14 protein-coding genes are annotated in these 15,327 nt (G+C 44.9%); 9 read left to right on the forward strand and 5 right to left on the reverse strand.

Annotation, left to right across the window (positions count from 1 at the left end):
* Window positions 1-20: 20 nt before the first annotated feature.
* The 4 genes from KIT51_09205 to KIT51_09220 all read right to left on the reverse strand — a co-directional run bounded on the left by KIT51_09205 (window position 21) and on the right by KIT51_09220 (window position 3,404).
* Window positions 21-593, reverse strand: coding sequence for an outer membrane beta-barrel protein (locus KIT51_09205; GenBank protein UYN88401.1), 573 nt, complete (start codon window positions 591-593; stop codon window positions 21-23).
* Window positions 594-769: 176 nt separating this feature from the next.
* Window positions 770-1,906, reverse strand: coding sequence for an MFS transporter (locus tag KIT51_09210; GenBank protein ID UYN88402.1), 1,137 nt, complete (start codon window positions 1,904-1,906; stop codon window positions 770-772).
* 34 nt (window positions 1,907-1,940) lie between these two features.
* The gene (locus tag KIT51_09215; GenBank protein ID UYN88403.1) at window positions 1,941-2,747 is read right to left on the reverse strand and encodes a 3'-5' exonuclease; all 807 of its coding nucleotides are present in this window, start codon (window positions 2,745-2,747) and stop codon (window positions 1,941-1,943) included.
* 39 nt (window positions 2,748-2,786) lie between these two features.
* Window positions 2,787-3,404 (reverse strand): hypothetical protein, encoded by a 618-nt coding sequence (locus tag KIT51_09220; protein ID UYN88404.1) that lies wholly within the window; start codon window positions 3,402-3,404, stop codon window positions 2,787-2,789.
* Window positions 3,405-3,664: 260 nt separating this feature from the next.
* Between KIT51_09220 and dnaB the strand changes: the two genes are divergently transcribed.
* Window positions 3,665-5,206: a replicative DNA helicase gene (gene dnaB / locus KIT51_09225; GenBank protein ID UYN88405.1), complete on the forward strand. Its 1,542-nt coding sequence runs from the start codon at window positions 3,665-3,667 to the stop codon at window positions 5,204-5,206.
* 75 nt (window positions 5,207-5,281) lie between these two features.
* Here dnaB and KIT51_09230 read toward each other — a convergent pair whose 3' ends face one another.
* Window positions 5,282-5,602 (reverse strand): tetratricopeptide repeat protein, encoded by a 321-nt coding sequence (locus KIT51_09230; GenBank protein ID UYN88406.1) that lies wholly within the window; start codon window positions 5,600-5,602, stop codon window positions 5,282-5,284.
* A gap of 97 nt (window positions 5,603-5,699) precedes the next feature.
* Here KIT51_09230 and KIT51_09235 point away from each other — a divergent pair, with 97 nt between their 5' ends.
* From KIT51_09235 to thrS, 8 genes are all read left to right on the forward strand, one after another.
* Complete coding sequence (locus KIT51_09235; protein UYN88407.1) at window positions 5,700-6,437, forward strand: electron transfer flavoprotein subunit beta/FixA family protein; 738 nt, start codon at window positions 5,700-5,702, stop codon at window positions 6,435-6,437.
* A gap of 29 nt (window positions 6,438-6,466) precedes the next feature.
* Entirely contained in the window at window positions 6,467-7,426 is a 960-nt protein-coding gene (locus tag KIT51_09240) for an electron transfer flavoprotein subunit alpha/FixB family protein (protein UYN88408.1), read from the forward strand.
* Window positions 7,427-7,428: 2 nt separating this feature from the next.
* Window positions 7,429-8,028 carry a bifunctional nuclease family protein gene (locus KIT51_09245; GenBank protein UYN88409.1) on the forward strand — a complete coding sequence of 200 codons (600 nt, stop codon included), beginning with the start codon at window positions 7,429-7,431 and terminating at the stop codon, window positions 8,026-8,028.
* 19 nt (window positions 8,029-8,047) lie between these two features.
* Window positions 8,048-9,361 (forward strand): NupC/NupG family nucleoside CNT transporter, encoded by a 1,314-nt coding sequence (locus KIT51_09250; protein UYN88410.1) that lies wholly within the window; start codon window positions 8,048-8,050, stop codon window positions 9,359-9,361.
* A gap of 2 nt (window positions 9,362-9,363) precedes the next feature.
* Window positions 9,364-10,053 carry an RNA methyltransferase gene (locus KIT51_09255; protein UYN88411.1) on the forward strand — a complete coding sequence of 230 codons (690 nt, stop codon included), beginning with the start codon at window positions 9,364-9,366 and terminating at the stop codon, window positions 10,051-10,053.
* A gap of 33 nt (window positions 10,054-10,086) precedes the next feature.
* Window positions 10,087-10,731, forward strand: coding sequence for a YdcF family protein (locus tag KIT51_09260; GenBank protein UYN88412.1), 645 nt, complete (start codon window positions 10,087-10,089; stop codon window positions 10,729-10,731).
* Window positions 10,732-10,853: 122 nt separating this feature from the next.
* Complete coding sequence (locus KIT51_09265) at window positions 10,854-13,298, forward strand: carboxypeptidase-like regulatory domain-containing protein (GenBank protein UYN88544.1); 2,445 nt, start codon at window positions 10,854-10,856, stop codon at window positions 13,296-13,298.
* 45 nt (window positions 13,299-13,343) lie between these two features.
* Window positions 13,344-15,281: a threonine--tRNA ligase gene (gene thrS, locus KIT51_09270; protein ID UYN88413.1), complete on the forward strand. Its 1,938-nt coding sequence runs from the start codon at window positions 13,344-13,346 to the stop codon at window positions 15,279-15,281.
* Window positions 15,282-15,327 lie beyond the last annotated feature (46 nt).

A 15,327-nucleotide genomic window follows, 5' to 3' on the forward strand; every position in this document is an offset into this window, starting at 1 on the left:
GCGGGAGAATAATTTTCAACCTATTTTAATCTGAAGCCAACGCCAGCGTTAACGTTAATGGCTGCTATTTTTCCATTATCCACATACACCGATGATTTCGCTGAGAGGTAATCGGTATTCAGCATAAGGCACCAGTTTTTTGAAAAACTATAGGTATACACTGCTCCAAAGGAATAACCGATAGACCAGCTTTGAGCTTCGGCTCTAAAATCTTCAATTTTATATTCAAAAGCCGAGTACACGCTGCCAATCATTGCCTTTACGTGAAGATGAGATTTTTCAGTAATGGGAATTCTGTATAGTGGACCAATCAGTAAAGTGCCATAACTTGATATTGCATCTTCCTGCAGGCTTTTACTTAAATGGGCTCCGCCAGACCACAGTGCGGAGATGCCAATATTTTTTCCAAAAGTGTACCCAAAGTTTACCAGATTTAAATTCAACCCCGTACCGCCATCGCCCTTGTCTTTAATATCGGCTAACGGAAATGCTGGACCAAGGGTAATACCGATGTAACCCTTTTTATCCTCCATAGTTTGAGAAAGTGATTTCAAAGCTACTAACAGTGCCAGGATACTTAAGAACATTTTCATACTAATAACTTATGTTTTGTTGAGTGCATCTTAATCCAAATCTGTAAGCTTTCGTTTTACTATCCACCGGAAAATCCGGGTTTTTCTTATAGTCAAAGTATGATATTGTCTTCCGTTGAAGTATTAAAATTACATTCATAAAAAGATGTGATGCCAGTATGTCTCGTCAATTTACATCAGGGCTTAGTTGATTTCTGTCTAACACGGCCACTTAAAATAATCATGGCCAAAAAAAGTAGTAAAACAAAGATGAAGGCAATGCGCAAGGTTTGCCAATCGGCAATAAAACCAATAATAGGCGGCCCCACCAGAAAACCGGAATAACCTACGGTGGTAACCATAGCCAACCCAACACCGGGCGGAAGATCAGGTGCGTTTCCGGCAAGGCTGTAGGCAATAGGTACAACTACGGAAAGTCCAATACCCACCAGAAAGAAACCGGTAATGACAAAGAGGGGATTGTTTAGAATGATAGCGATGCTGAGGCCTGCCATTGCAATAACACCGCAGATGAGGATAAGACGTTGATCACCCAGTTGGGACCGTGCGTTATCACCGGCCAGTCGACCGATCGTCATGGCTAAAGCAAAAGCCGCCAGGCCAAGAGGTGCCAGTGCGGCATCGGCATGAGAAACTTTTTCAAGGTAAATGGTGCTCCAGTCTGCCATGGCACCTTCGCCCAGCATGCTGCAAAAAGCAATAATGCCAATACTGATCATAGCCACATTGGGCAGACGAAAGGCAGGGCCTTCCTGTTTAGCCATTGGTTTATCATGGATAAGATAATACTGCATGAAAAAAGAAATAACGACACTAATAAGCGTGATTGTGCCCAGGTGTGTGAACAACGGTGTGTTTAGTTTGGAGAACAACGAGCCCATGCCTGCACCCAGCATCATGCCGATACTGAACAGGGCATGGAAGGAAGTCATGATGGGTTTACCCAGTTCCTTTTCCACCATTACGGCCTGGGCATTCATAGATACATCCAGCATGCCTGCTGAAATGCCCATCAGAAAAAACAGAATTACCAGTCCGGCAAGGTTAAACGCCCAGGGAACAAATGGCACAAGCAGGCAGTAGAAGAAGACAGAGAATAACGTGATCCTTCGACTACCAAATCGTATTATAAACCAACCGGTAAACGGCATGGCGCCAATGGCCCCGATGGATGAAGCGAGCAGTACAAATCCTAAGGTACCGTTATCAATGGCGAATTGTTCCTGCACACGGGGCAATCGTGAATACAGGTTGGCATGAATAAATCCATTGAGGAAGAAGATGATCTTGACGGCAATACGTGGGTAGTTCACACTATCAGCAGCGGGTATGGGATAATAATTTCAGCTATTTGTTCTTAAGCTCACGGAGTTTGATCTCCGTGAGTTTTCGTTTTGTATCCAACGGGAAATCTCCGTTCATCATCCAGTCGTAGTAGGAGGGTTCCTGTTTTAGAACGTCTAATACTTTTTTGTTCTTGTGTTTTCCAAAGTTAAAGATTTCATCTCCTTTTTCATTTTTGATCATTCGCCCGGCCAGGTCAACCAATCCTGAACCGGTGAGCTGCGCCAGCGACTCCATATCATTTTTAATGTGGCCGATGGTCTGGCCAAGGCCATCAACCACGGGCTGCCCGTCATACTTTTCAATTTGTGCCAACAGCACATCCAGTGTGGCTTGTGTATCAGCTTCTGCCGTATGCGATTCCTGAAGTTCCTTATCTAAATAGAATTTATAGGCAGCTGATAGTGTCCTTTTTTCCATGAAGTGAAAAATACGTTGGGCATCAATTATTTTTTTTCGGCTGTAATCAAACTCAACACCGGCCCTCAGAAACTCTTCTACTAAAATCGGAATATCGAACTTCAGAACGTTGAACCCGGCCAGGTCGGCACCTTCAAAGAACTTTGCATAATCTTTGGCCACATCTTTAAAAGTAGGCTTGTACTGAACATCCTCATCTTTTAAGCCGTGAAACTTTGTCGATTCAGCGGGTATGGGAATGGTTGGGTTAAGTATGGTTGCTTTCTTTTGGATTTCGCCATTGGGCAAAACTTTTATAACGGCAATTTCAATAATGCGGTCGGTGGTAATGTTGGTGCCTGTGGTTTCAAGATCGAAAACACAAAGTGAGTTACGGAGATTCAATTGCATGCGTTGGTAGTTAAGCTGGTTACGGTTGGCCGTCAGCCCTTAAAGCGGAAAGCTTGGAATGGCCTGGTAAAATTGTTCAGCGGTTATCCCTATTCGTTTTAGTAGTTCTTTCGCCCCGCTTATGTTTTGGAAATTCACGCTGCCGTAAATATTCACCGGTACTTTTTCCTTTCCGGTTGTCAGGAAGTGTTTACCGGCTTCGGATGTGTGCGGATGTATTTTGTACCCTGTGCTCAGTACATCAGTCCTGGGTTTGGCACCCACGACAAACGCAATGGGGTCGTTTTCGCAATAAAAAAGCAAGCCCGCTTTTGGCAGGTTGTCGGCAAATTTATCGAATAACATCACATAATCTTCTTCTGAAGGGAACTCATCAGTTTTTGTCCATAGTATGTTGCTGATCAGGCCAATATGGTGTTTGTAGTCGAGCATGGTGTGCTCATTGCCTTCAATAATAATTATGGGTGCATGGGTAATGCGCGCTGTTTCCGTGATGCCGTGGGCAGGTGCGCTCATTACGTAATCGAAAGAGCGTTTGTAATAGTTGAGCACATGTACCAACAGGGCGGTTAGTGTTGTTGTTCCCCGGCTTCCCGTAATGACAATTCGCTGCTTATCAAGAGATTGCTGTAGTATGGATGCTGGTTGAACGTTCATGCTTAGATATTCTGTTGGTGCTTACGAATGTAACGGAAATTGTTGTTTTGCAAAAGTAATCAAGTTGACGGGTAATGTCACGGCTTGTCAGTTGTTATCGTTTATACTTGAACATGTTTTGGGATTTTAGTTTGTGCACAACTTGTTAATGAGGGTGTGCAATCAGGTTTCTTTTCTATTGAACGAATGTTATTAACCGGATTACGTGTTTGCTTACGTTTGTCACCTTGTAAAAAAGCAACACGTCCAACAACCACGGTATGGAGCAAAACCGATCAACGCCAATGCGGACAGGAAGTAAAACCATAATGCCTTCCGGTAAGGGGGGCAAACTTTTGGTGCGCGATATCTCCGAAAGCTTGGGCAAGCTTCCGCCCCAGGCACTTGATCTGGAAGAGGCTGTGTTAGGCGCGCTCATGTTAGAAAAGGGTGCGCTTAACGCAGTTGTTGAATTTTTGAAGCCGGAACATTTCTACTCCGAGCAACACCAGGAAATTTATCGCGCCATTATCGATCTATTTAAAGGATCGGAACCGGTGGACATGCGCACGGTTGTAAACCAGTTGCGCAAAAACGGCAAGATCGAGTTGGTTGGTGGGGCGTATTACATAGCTGAACTTACATCAAAGGTAAGTTCTGCCGCCAATATTGAGTATCACGCACGCGTGGTTATTGAATTGGCCATAAAGCGCGACCTTATTCAAATTGCTTCGCAAATCCATCACGATGCGTATGAAGATACCACAGATGTATTTGAGCTTTTAGACAAGACCGAGCAATCCATTTTTGAAATATCGGATTCAAACCTGCGCAAGAACTACGATAACATGAAGAACCTGATGTACCGTGCGATACAGGAGCTTCAAAAACTAAAAGAGCACAAAGATGGGTTAACCGGTGTGCCTTCAGGATTTACTGCGTTAGACCGGATGACTTCCGGCTGGCAAAATTCTGACCTCGTCATTATTGCCGCGCGGCCCGGTATGGGTAAAACGGCTTTCGTGGTTTCGGCCATGCGCAATGCTGCGGTTGACTTTAAAAGACCGGTGGCTATTTTTTCGTTGGAAATGGCTTCTGTTCAATTGGTTAATCGTATGATTTCTGCCGAAGCAGAACTAGAAGGCGAAAAAATCCGCAAAGGCCAATTGGCAGAATTTGAATGGGCACAGCTCGTACATAAAACCAACCGGTTATCATCGGCCCCTATTTTTATTGATGATACGCCTGCACTTTCAATCCTGGAACTGCGCGCCAAATCAAGGAGGCTAAAGGCTGAGCACGGTATACAATTGATAATTGTTGACTACCTGCAATTAATGCGGGGTGATGCAGGCGGTAACCGCGAACAGGAAATTGCTTCTATCTCACGTGCGTTGAAAGGCATTGCTAAAGAACTGAACGTTCCAGTACTCGCGCTTTCGCAATTAAGCCGTGGGGTGGAAACCCGTGGTGGTGATAAACGCCCACAACTTTCCGACTTGCGCGAATCAGGTTCTATTGAACAAGATGCGGACATGGTAATATTTCTCTACCGCCCCGAATACTATAAGATTACCGTGGATGAAGAAGGCATGCCTACGCAAGGTATGGGAGAAGTAATCATAGCCAAACACCGTAACGGCTCAACCGGCACAGCCAAGCTCAAGTTTATTGGCAAGTACACCAAGTTTGCCGACTTCGATTCACCCACACCACATGAGAATCCATTTAGCGGAATGATCACCCGCGAAAGCCGTATCAATCAAATCAAGCCTGAAGACGAGCCGCCTGTTTCGGGCAACGAAGAAGATATGCCGTTTTGATAAATCATCTGCGCTAAGGTATCAGTGGAAAAAAAGCTTAACGGTTAAACCGATTTTTGATTTGCTAATCGGACTTCATGGGTCATCCGCTAACAAATTGTAAGCAGCCTGCAACTCTTTTAATGTACCCATATCATTCTGTTTACGGGCCAAACCAATCCCTTGCCCATAAAGATTAAGCGCTTCATTTATGTTTCCTGATTCTTCCATCATCAGTCCTGCCTGGTAATACGTAGGCAAGTAGTCGGGGTGGTTGATCAAAAGTTGCCGGAATAACTTCAGGGCTTCAATCGGGTTGTTTTTTTTATACTCAAGCGCCAGGGCGTAAAGTGAAAAAGAATCGTTAGGATCTTCTTCCACATACTTCAAAAGTTGCTCAATTCGCGTCAAATTCATTTTATTTTGGGTTTTTGCCCTTCCAAATTTCGGATTTTATGCTTTATCTTGAGGCCCGTTTGAGAATTCTTGTACAGTTTAATTTTGAGGCAGCACGATGAAGATCCTGGTTTGTATTTCACACGTTCCCGACACCACTTCCAAAATCAACTTTGTAGACAATAACACCAAATTCGACACGAATGGTGTGCAGTTTATTATTGGCCCGTACGATGACTATGCCCTGGCACGTGCCGTTGAACTAAAAGAAAGTTCAGGCGCTAGCATTACCGTGCTAAACGTTGGCCTGGCCGATACGGAACCTACCTTGCGAAAAGCGTTGGCCATTGGTGCAGATGATGCAATACGCGTTAATGCTGATCCTACTGATTCATTCTTTGTAGCCTCCCAGATAGCAGAGCAAGCCAAAGCAGGCGGTTATGACTTGATTCTGATGGGGCGCGAATCGATCGATTACAACAGTGGTGCCGTGCATGGTATTGTAGGTGAAATGTTGGGTATGCCCTCGGTTTCTCCTGTGATGAAGCTGGATATTGAAGGCAACACAGCAAAGCTTGCGCGCGAGATTGAAGGTGGCAAAGAATACCTTGAAGTTAACTTACCGTTTGTTGCAGGTTGTCAGGAGCCGATAGCCGAATGGAAAATCCCGAACATGCGCGGTATCATGTCCGCGCGTACCAAACCCCTAAAAGTAGTTGAACCTTCAACCGTTGATAGCGGTGTGAAACTTCAGAAGTTTGAATTGCCACCGGCAAAAGGTTCGGTTAAGATGATTCCTGCCGATAACGTTCAGGAGTTGGTTAACTTGCTAAGGAATGAAGCCAAAGTGTTGTAAAATAGATTTTGAATCTTGAACCTTTAAATATGAATATACTGGTATTTGTTGAAAGTGCGGAAGGTAAAGTAAAAAAGAACTCGCTGGAAGCGGTTGCGTTTGCTCATGCTATGGCTATGGGTGGTTCGGTTACGGCATTGGCCTTGGGAAGTGCGGAAAGTGCCGAACTTGAAAGCCTTGGAAAATATGGCGCCACTAAAGTACTCCACGCGGCTGATGATAAACTTAATCAAGGTGTAATTCAGGCGTATGCCACCGTTATTGCAAAAGCATTTCAGGATGAGAACGCAGATGTTCTGGTGCTGGCCGACTCGTCATTGGGCACACCGGTGGGCGCAAGGGTAGCAGCCAAACTTGGCGCCAGCCTGGCATCCAATGTAGTGGAGCTTCCAAACCTGGCTTCAGGTTTTGTGGTAAAGCGCAGCATTTATACCGGCAAAGCTTTTGCCCAGGTGGAACTTACAAAACCAAAAAAGGTAATCGGTATAAAAAAGAACGCGGCTGAGTTGAAAGAAGTTGGAAGCCCGGTTTCGGTAACTCCCTACACGGTTTCACTATCCGATGCCGACTTTTCTACTAAAATTACTTCTTCCGAAAAAGCAACCGGTGAGGTGCTGCTTCCCGAAGCCAACATTGTTGTCTCTGGCGGGCGTGGCATGAAAGGCCCTGAACATTGGGGAGGTATTGAAGAACTGGCCAAAACCCTTGGTGCCGCAACCGGGTGTAGCAAGCCGGTATCGGATATGGGCTGGAGACCACACCATGAGCACGTGGGGCAAACCGGTGTAAAAGTAGCCCCTCAGTTATATATAGCGGTTGGTATCTCAGGCGCTATTCAACACCTGGCGGGAGTAAATTCATCAAAATGCATTGTGGTTATAAACAAAGATGCCGAGGCACCATTCTTTAAAGCTGCCGATTATGGTATTGTTGCTGATGCTTTCGATATTTTACCTAAATTGAACGAAGCGATTAAAGCAGCCAAATAGTTGTGAAGAAAATCAAACTGGAAATACTCGGTCTCTCGTCAAGCCAATCCCAATCGGGATCGTTTGCCCTGGTGTTGGGTGAGACAGAAGGTAACAGGCGCTTGCCCATCATCATCGGAATGTTCGAGGCACAGGCCATCGCCATTGAAATAGAAAAGATTATTCCTAACAGGCCTATGACGCACGACTTGTTTAAGTCGTTTGCCAATAACTTCCATTTTACCGTTGAAGAAATTATTATCTCTGATCTGAAAGAAGGGGTTTTCTTTGCCAAGATTGTGTGTTCCGATGGTTTGAAACGCTCTGAAATTGATGCCCGACCTTCGGATGCAATTGCTATAGGTCTTCGTTTCGATTCGCCTATTTTTACTTACGAAAACATTCTGGCGGAGGCCGGCATAGTACTTACCGATGAGCAGGACGAAGAGGAGCCCAAGGTTGAACAAAAGGCCAAGGTTAGAAAAGATCCTGTATCACGAAAGGCCGAAGACCTTAAAAACTATTCCGTAGACAAGCTTAATGAAATCCTGAAGGAGGCCATTGATAAAGAAGATTACGAGCGGGCTGCCAAAATCCGCGATGAGTTGAGCAAACGGAATTAATCCTTAACCCGATTACGAAATGGATTACCTGCGCGGATTGATTGGCATTGGTGTGATCATCGCCATTGCTTTTGCCTTTTCTCTTTACCGAAAAAAAGTCGATTGGAAGCTGGTGGCGTCAGGGGTTGTGCTCCAGGTGGTAATTGCCCTGCTTATTTCTAAGGTACCCATCGTGCAACAAGGCTTTAGCGCATTGGGCAATGGTTTTGTTACGTTCCTCAGTTTTGCCGGTAAGGGCGCACAATTTTTATTCGGTGATCTAGCTTTTAACAGTGACAGCCAGGAAGGTACGCGCCACGGCCTTGGCTTTTTGTTTGCCTTCCAGGCACTGCCCATGGTAATTTTTTTCTCCTCGGTTACGGCCGGGTTGTATTACCTTGGTGTGCTTCAAAAAATTGTCTATGGCTTTGCCTGGATCATGACCAAGACCATGCGGCTTTCCGGGGCCGAGAGTTTATCAGCGGCCGGTAATATCTTCCTCGGGCAAACAGAAGCACCATTGTTAGTCCGCCCGTTCATTGCCCGGATGACGCAATCTGAATTACATTGTTTAATGACTGGCGGAATGGCTACCATTGCGGGAAGTGTAATGGGTGCTTATATAACTTTTTTAGGAGGCGGAAACCCGCAAGAGTATGGCAAGTTTGCTACGTATTTATTATCAGCCTCAATTATGAATGCCCCTGCTGCCATTGTTATGGCAAAAATTTTCCTCCCCGAAAATGAGCCTGAAAAAATTGACCGGCAGTTGAACGTAAGCAAAGATTCCATCGGTGTTAATGTAATTGATGCTTTTGCAACAGGTGCTTCCGAAGGGGTTAAACTGGCGCTAAATATTGGCGGCATGTTGTTGGCATTTATTGCCATTATTTATGCCATTAACTGGATTTTGGTTGATGGTTTTGGTGTGTGGACAGGGTTAAACACTTGGGTGCAAACCACCACGAATGGATCGTTTAACGGTTTTTCTTTACAATATATTTTTGGCCAGGTGTTTAGGGTTTTTGCTTTTATAATGGGGGTAGATTGGTCCGAAACGATTCATGTGGGCAGCCTACTTGGACAGAAATTGGTAATTAATGAATTTGTTGCATACCTGGGGCTTGCCGAAATGAAATCAATGAGCGTGTTGAGCGACAAATCCGTAATCATTTCAACCTATGCCCTTTGTGGGTTTGCTAACTTCAGTTCTATTGCCATACAAATTGGTGGCATCGGCAGCATGGCACCCAACCGCCAGGCCGATTTGTCGCGGTTGGGTTTACGCGCCCTTATGGCCGCATCTTTGGCCACTATGATGACCGCTACCATAGCAGGCGCTTTATTTAGTTGATTATGCCTTTGTCACGGCAGGAACAATTGCTGTTGGAACATTTTGCCCACTACATTTCAGGGCACAAAAAATCTGTACTTGAAAAGGTACTTGCAGAACGCACCCGCCAGGTAACGGTTGTGCTGGAGGATATTTTTCAATCGCAGAATGCCAGTGCTGCCGTGCGCACGTGTGAATGTATGGGCATACAGGATATCCACATTATAGAGAATACCACAAGGTATGAAGTGAACAAATACGTTTTAAAGGGTTCATACAAATGGGAGAATCTTATCCGCTACAAACGCAAAGGAATAAACAACACCGAAGCCTGTTTTGCAGCCTTGAAAGAGCGCGGGTATACGTTGTATGCTACTGACCCGGCAGAGGATAATATGTCGGTTTATGATGTTGATCCCTGCAGCGGAAAAGTTGCTTTTATTTTCGGGAATGAGTTGGAAGGTCTTTCGCCATATGCTTTAGCCAGTGCCGATCACCGGGTTCGCATTCCTATGTACGGTTTTACAGAAAGTTTGAATATATCGGCCAGCGTTGCCATCTGCCTGAGTTCGGCCATCGCTAAGTTGAAGATGGGGCAAGAGACGTTTGGGTTAAGCGTTGAAGAAAAAGACCAGCTACGGCTTGCCTGGTACAGGAAGATGGTAAAACGATCAGAAATAATCGAAAAAGAGTTTCTGCGTACAAATCCGTAACTTGTGCCCGGTTGGTTTTAATTCCTCTCAAAAATGAAGTGGGTAAAGCGTGTGCTCTTTGGGGCAAGTACAGCAGTAATCTTGGTGTTCGTAGCCGCTAACGTATGGGTTGTCAAAAGCACGGAAACCCGGGTATTTGATAACGCAGACCAGGTAATGGATCACCGGGTAGCTTTGGTATTGGGCACCAGCCATAAACTTGTTGGAGGCGGTGCCAATCCCTTTTTCGATCATCGGATGGATCGGGCTGCAGAGCTATATAAGCTCGGAAAAATCGATCATTTCATAGTAAGTGGCGATAACCGCACGAAATATTACAATGAACCCGTAGCCATGCGCAGGGCTTTAGTGACCCGGGGTGTGCCGTCATCGGCTATCACCCTCGACTATGCCGGTTTGCGAACGCTTGATTCAGTGGTGCGCAGTAAGGAAATTTTTGGGCAGGAAAAGATTTTAATTATTACGCAATCGTTTCATAGTTACCGGGCGTTGTTCATCAGCGATTATTATGGTATTGACGCTATTGCTATGGGCGCACAAGAACCTGAACTTGAGTCAGCATTAAAAGTAAGGATTCGCGAATATTTTGCCAGGGCCAAGGCCGTGCTTGATTTATATGTGTTAAAAACCAATCCCCAGCATTTGGGCGAAAAGGAAGAAATTAATATTACTTCCTGACGCAACTCATCATGCTATCGCACAGTTTAATTCATTATTTTTGAGGTCAATCGCTACGTGTGTACAGTATAATTGTGCATTTCCATAAGTATTTGTCGTGTATATTGGCTTTTGCCTTAATCCTGACTGCTGCCCACGCCCAGGAAACTGTTGTTAAGGGAAAGATAACGGATGTGCTTACCGGTGATCCAATTCCATTTGTTAATGTTGTGTTCAAAGGAACCAGCATTGGCACCACAACCGATTTCGATGGAAATTATTTGCTGCACACCAATTCACCCACCGACTCACTGGTGGCCAGTTACATCGGCTACAGGAGTCGATCAAAAGCTGTAAAGAAAGGAATTTCTCAAACGGTTAACTTTCAGCTGGAAGAAGAAGTTACTCGATTGCGCGATATTGTTATTCTTTCAGGTGAAAATCCTGCATTCCCTATCCTTCGGAAGGTCGTTGAACAAAAAGGCGTAAACGACAAACGTACCCTCAGCGCTTACGAGTTCGATTCGTATACTAAAATTGAGATTGACGTTGATAACATCACTGAAAAGTTCAGGCAAAAAAAGATCATATCACGAATCACCCAGGTGTTGGATAGTATTGAACGCATTGCCGGTGAAGATGGCAAGCCTGTGCTTCCGATATTCATTTCCGAAAGTATTTCAAAATATTACTACCGCACAAATCCCGAATTAAAGTTTGAGAACATAAAAGAGACAAAAATAAGCGGGGTGGGTTTTGAAGATGGATCATTAATGGCACAATTGGTCGGGGCCTCTTTTCAGGAATATAACTTCTATAAAAATTGGCTTAACATTCTTGATAAGGATTTTGTGTCGCCCATAGCCGATGGCTGGAAACTGTATTATGAATATGATTTGATGGATAGCCTGTATATCGGTGATGATTATTGCTACCGTATTGACTTCTTCCCAAAAAGCCCGCAAGCACTTGCCTTTACCGGCACAATGTGGATTACCAAAGCTGAATTTGCTGTGAAACAGATTGAAGCAACGATTGGCAAGCAGGCCAACCTTAACTTTATTGAGAAAATACGCATACAGCAAGAGCTCAGTAAAACGGAGGGCGGGGCATGGTTACCGGTGAAAAACCGAATGCTGGTAGATGTAGGCGAAGTGCGCGATCAGTGGGCGGGTTTATTGGCTAAGTTTTATTCATCTAATAAAAATATTGTGGTAAATAAACCCAAAGAGCCAAAGTTTTACGAGAAGCAAATTTTGTTGGATGAAGGCTATATACTGAACCAACATGATGAAGACCACTGGAACAACCTACGACACGACCCGTTAACGGAAACCGAAAAGAATGTTTACCGAATGATCGACACCCTTCAGAATATTCCGGTTGTCAGAACGTACATTGATATCGCCAAAATTTTGGTTAATGGTTATAAAAAAGTTGGCAAGATTGATATAGGGCCTTACCTGAGCTTGATGGCCTTCAACAATATTGAGGGCGTTCGCGTTCAAACCGGTTTTAGGACCAATTATCTTTTTAGCAAGAAATGGGTTTTTGGAGGGCAGTTGGCATATGGCTTTAATGATGAAGCGATAAAGTATTCGGCATTTGCCCAACATATTCTTGATCGTAAAAGATGGACTACCGTAAGCGTGCGCGCCCGCAGTGATTTGGGCAGGGTGGGTATTGATGATGAAAACCTGGCAGACAATTATCTTTTTTTGGCTGCCACACGTTTTGGTATTTATCGGAGGGGCTACTACTTCGATGAAACACGTTTTAATTTTCAGCGCGAGGTTGTTAAAGGTTATTCACAACGCATGGCTGTCCGCTACACCACCTTTAAACCTGTATTTGATTTTGCGTACTATGCTAACCCGGGCGATATATCATCGTTACAGCAGAATTTTCAGACGGCTGAGGTTATTATAGAATCCCGTTTTGCACGCGATGAAATGTTTATCCAATACGATAATGAACGGGTAAGCCTTGGTGCCCAAAAGTGGCCAATCCTAACGCTACGTTATACACGTGGACTTAAGGGAGTTGGCGGAAGCGACTTTGAATACGATAAGTATCGGTTCTCAGTTTTGAAAAAGTTACCCATGGGACCATTGGGGTCTGGCAGGGTAACGCTAACCGGTGAATACATCAATGGAGTATTGCCTTACCCGCTCCTGGCTTTTCACATCGGTAATGAAACACCATTTTATACCGATGTCATTTACAGCCTGATGAACTTTGGGGAGTTTTTTAGCGATCGTTTTGTGTCCATGCAATACCGGCAGAATTTTGAAGGATTCATCCTGAACAGGATTCCGGTAATGCGAAAATTAAAATGGAGGTTGACCGGGCTGGCCAATGTGATTTACGGTGATTTACAACCCGATAACCTTACCCTGAGTGAACCCTTGCCCTTTCCTGCAGGCAATAATAACCTTAGTTTCAACAGACCTTACGTTGAACTGGGGTATGGTGTTGAGAATATTTTTCGGTTTATCCGGGTTGATTTTGTACACCGACTTACCTATTTGGAAAACGACCGTGCCCGTAAATTTGGGGTATTGTTTACCGCTCAGTTTAAACTGTAGTGGTTGGCCTTTCCTTATATTTGCGCAGGTTTTTAAAAGCAAAACATGACTATCAAAATTAGTTTGCCCGATGGGAGCGTTCGTGAGTTTCCATCAGGTATTAAAGGCATTGATGTTGCAAAGAGCATTAGTGAGGGGTTGGCTCGGAATGCCCTGGCCATTGAAGTTGACGGAGAAATCCGTGACCTGTCAAAAGAAATCGATAAAGATTCATCCGTAAAAATTCTGACGTGGAGTGACAGCGGTGGCAAATATGCTTTCTGGCATTCATCGGCCCACCTGATGGCCGAGGCACTTGAAGCGCTCCATCCGGGGGTAAAATTCGGCATCGGCCCACCCATTGAAAACGGATTTTATTATGACGTTGATCTGGGCGGTGAGGCTTTTGGCGATGATAACCTTGCAGCACTTGAAGTGAAAATGAAGGAACTGGCAAAGAAGGAAAGTGTTTTCAGTAGGAGAGCGGTGAGCAAGGCAGAGGCATTGGATTTTTTTACCAAAAAGAATGATCCGTATAAACTGGAGTTGATAAACGAACTGGCGGATGGAACCATTACTTTTTATGAGCAAGGCAACTTCACCGATTTATGCAGAGGACCTCATATCCCGCATACGGGTTTCATTAAAGCCATCAAGTTGTTAAACGTTGCCGGTGCATATTGGCGTGGTAATGAGAAGAATAAGATGCTTACCCGCATCTATGGTATAACATTTCCAAAACAAAAAGAACTGGAAGAGTACCTGCATCTTTTGGAGGAAGCGAAAAAGCGTGACCACCGAAAGCTGGGTAAGGAATTGGAATTATTTACATTTTCAGAGAAAGTGGGTATGGGGTTGCCGCTGTGGTTGCCAAAGGGTACTATCCTTCGTGAGCGGCTTGAACAGTTCATGCGCAGGGCACAGGTAAAGGCCGGTTACGATCCGGTAGTTACCCCTCATATCGGAAGCAAAAACCTGTATGTTACATCGGGGCACTATGAAAAGTATGGTAAAGACTCATTCCAGCCCATTCATACACCAGATGAAGGGGAGGAGTTTTTGCTCAAGCCTATGAATTGCCCGCACCACTGCGAGATTTACAATTCCAGGCCGCGATCCTACAAAGATCTTCCCATCCGGTTGGCCGAATTTGGTACTGTTTACCGGTATGAACAAAGTGGTGAGTTGCATGGGCTTACCCGGGTAAGGGGTTTTACTCAGGACGATGCCCATATTTTTTGCCGGCCCGACCAGGTTAAAGAAGAGTTCATCAAAGTGATCGACCTGGTGCTTCATGTTTTTAAATCGCTTGGGTTCGAGAACTATACCGCACAGGTTTCCCTCCGCGATCCGGGAAATAAGCAAAAGTACATTGGCGAAGATGCCTTATGGGACAGGGCCGAACGTGAAATACAGGAAGCAGCCGATGAGCGGGGATTAAAAACAGTAGCGGTCAAAGGTGAAGCAGCATTTTATGGCCCAAAGCTTGATTTCATGGTCAAAGATGCTTTGGGGCGTAGCTGGCAGTTGGGTACCATTCAGGTTGATTATCAATTACCCCAGCGTTTTGAACTTGAGTACGTGGGTTCGGATAATCAACGTCACCGGCCCGTAATGATCCACCGGGCTCCTTTTGGCTCGCTTGAACGCTTTGTCGCTGTTTTGATTGAACATTGTGGCGGTAATTTCCCCTTATGGCTTTCGCCCGATCAGGTTGCCGTATTGCCCATATCCGAGCGGTTCAATGATTACGCAGCGAGTGTATTCAATACCCTTAAGGCTTTGGATATCAGGGGTTTTTTGGATGACCGTGACGAAAAAATCGGCAGGAAAATCCGCGATGCTGAAGTTAAAAAGATACCCTACATGCTGATCGTTGGTGAGAAAGAAGCAGCCGAACAGAAAGTAGCCGTTCGCATCCATGGAAGGGGCGATGCCGGTACTATCCCTTTTGGCCAGTTTGTAGAGGAGTTTAAGGCTTCAGCGGCAGCACCTGAGAACTGATCGCCAAGTTTTGATTTCTGAATAATATGGCGATATTTGCAGCCTA

The organism is Cyclobacteriaceae bacterium (assembly GCA_025808415.1).
GTDB lineage: Bacteria > Bacteroidota > Bacteroidia > Cytophagales > Cyclobacteriaceae > UBA2336.